At 43.4% G+C, this 2,677-nt stretch carries 2 protein-coding genes; both read right to left on the bottom strand.

Annotated elements, in window-relative coordinates; genetic code table 11:
* Positions 1 to 1,423, bottom strand: a 1,423-nt coding sequence (locus ACFVSH_RS25200) for a class I adenylate-forming enzyme family protein (RefSeq protein WP_387708482.1), incomplete at its 3' end; no start/stop codon positions are given.
* A 27-nt stretch (positions 1,424 to 1,450) separates the two neighbouring features.
* On the bottom strand, positions 1,451 to 2,623 hold the full coding sequence (locus ACFVSH_RS25195; protein ID WP_387708481.1) for an acyl-CoA dehydrogenase family protein: 1,173 nt from the start codon (positions 2,621 to 2,623) through the stop codon (positions 1,451 to 1,453).
* Positions 2,624 to 2,677 lie beyond the last annotated feature (54 nt).

Genomic DNA, 2,677 nt, shown 5'->3' with positions numbered 1-2,677 from the left:
CGCTAGTACAGTTCACCCCTTCTTGCAGTGATGCAACGACACACACTACTTCTCCCCAATCTGGATGGGGAACACCTATGCAAGCACTTAATGCAACAGAAGGGTGGAGGTTCATCACCCGCTCAACTTCTGAAGAATATACGTTCATCCCACCTGAAATGATCATATCTTTCTTTCTATCCACAATAAAAAGGTAACCGCTTTCATCCCATTTGCCAATATCACCAGTGTAGAACCAGCCATCACGGATGGATTCCTGGGTAAGATCAGGTCTTTGATAATAGCCTGTCATCATCGCTGGCGATTTTACGATAATTTCGCCAAGCTCGGAAGGTTTTACATCATTTCCTTCTTCATCAATCAATCGAACTTCGGTAAGCATGCACGGTTTTCCACAACTTTTCAAAATTTCCGGATTATTATGATAAGCCCATACATGAGCGCTTTTCGATAGTCTTGTAATGACAATATTACATTCTGTCATGCCGTATTGCTGGCGCATGATGGGCCCGAATACTTCAAAGGCTTCTTTAAGGCGCTTTTGTGAAATTGGTGACGCGCCGTAGAAAATATTGCGCATGGTGCTCATATCATATTCCATCTTCTTTGTCTGATCAAGTAGTCTGTATAACATGGTCGGTACCATGAATGTCGTCGTAATTTCATGTTCCTTTATCGCCCGTATGAATTCTGCAGCGTCGAATGATCTCATCACATAGACATGGACGCCCGAAACAAGGGATCTCCAAAGTAATGAACCGGCTGAATGCACAATAGGCGTACTTAGTAATACTCGGTCTCGGTCGTCAAGTGGGTCTTCGATAGCGGCAGAAAGTATGGCGGCGCCGAGTCCCTTCTGGGAATGCATGACGCCTTTCGGTGTACCCGTTGTCCCGCCTGTATATGACAGAAGGGCAATGTCTTCCGCTTCAGCTAAAGGCAAGTCTAAATTATTTATTTCATCGGGCCATTGAAACCGTTCAAACTCCTCTGGATAATTAATAGTAAAGCCAGGAAGCCCAATGATATGGACATCTTCCTTCTTCATTTCTTCCAAATACTCAAAGAAGGTGTCAAAGTGCGTCTTTGTAGCTATTATGACCACTTCTGGTTTTGCTTCCTTAAGGATGAATTGTATTTCTCGTTTCCCCAGTTTTTCACTTAATGGCACTAAGGTAGCTCCACATTGCTGGATGGCCAAACCAAACATCACACTTTCCAAACTGTTTGGAATGATGGTCGCTATGCGGACACCCCTTCCCGCACCTAAGCGAAGTAAATAAGAAGAGATAAGGTTTGTTTTCTTCCATAACTCGTCGTAGGTTATCGTTTCACCGGTTGGCAACAAAGTAATTGCGGGCAGTTCGCCGAATCGTTTCATTCCTTTATTCAACAGTGACTGAAATGTCAACTTATGCAGCATGCATTTTTTCCTCCTTCGAAAAAGGTTTTACCCTTTTAATAATGCTTTGGCAATTGTATTTTTTTGAATTTCCGAGGTTCCGCTCAATATCCGATACATCCGTGCGCTCCTGTACATTTTTTCTACTGGATGACCTTTTACCAAGCCTTTGGAGCCAAAAATTTGGATGGCCTTGTCAGCCACACGGCTATTTACTTCTGAAGCAAACAGCTTTGCCATGGACGTACCGGCGCGATCCTCTTTTCCTTGATCAATTTTTTCTACCACATCATAGACCATGCACCTTGCTGCATAGATTTCCGTCGCCATTTCTGCGAGCATATGCTGAATTGCCTGAAAATCACAAATGGGCCGGCCGTGTTGGATTCGCGTTTTAGCATGCTCAATAGATAAAGTGAGAAGGTGTTGAGCCATTCCGATAAAGCCAGCCGCATGGGAAGCGCGATTTGTGTTTATTCTCTTCAATCCGAGCAGCAACCCTTTTCCTGGTTCTCCAATTATATTGGCGGCAGGCACTCGACATTGATTGAAATTCAATTCAGCATGTATGCGCTCTCCTGATAGGGGAACTTGAATATCTCCTAGTTCGAACCCCGAATGTTGGGGTGTTTTTTTATCTACTAAGAAAGCAGTGATTCTTTCTTTTTCTCCTTCCTGAGATTCTTTCGCTATGACAATGGCGAAATCAGCATAGGGTGCAGCACTGATAAAATGTTTTTTTCCATTTAATATATAATCATTTCCTTCTTTAACGGCTGTTGTTTCGATAGCAAAGGCGTCCGATCCGGCATTTGGTTCTGTAAGGGCAAAGCAGCAGCTCGCTTCCCCCTTCACGACGGGCATCACATATTTTTCTATTTGCTCCGGTGTAAAGCTTTCCAACATCTGACCAATTCTTAGCGGCCCGCCAATCTCGCCGATAACCTGCCCCCATAACACTGCTCCGGAACGGGCCAATTCTTCCTTGAACATGCATAATCCTTTTAAGCTAACATCTTGTCCACCATACTTTTCAGGGAGGTTAATTCCGTAAAAACCCAATTCACTGGATCGTTTTCTTGCCCATTTAATGGCTTCCATCGGGATATCCTCTTCAGCGTTCAATCCTTGCTCCTGTTCATATGGAAGCAATTCATCCTGAATGAAATCCTGCAACTTTGCTTGAAGTACCTCTAATTTCTCTTCCTGCGTTGTTACCATAAGTTTCCCCTTTCATTTTTCGATTTTCGTCATAATGTTTGAATATTTTAAATG

The sequence above is a fragment of the Peribacillus sp. NPDC058002 genome (assembly GCF_042886655.1).
Classification (GTDB): domain Bacteria; phylum Bacillota; class Bacilli; order Bacillales; family DSM-1321; genus Peribacillus; species Peribacillus aracenensis.
Note: the sequence above shows the minus strand (reverse complement) of the source record. Positions and strands in the feature narration are given on the sequence as shown.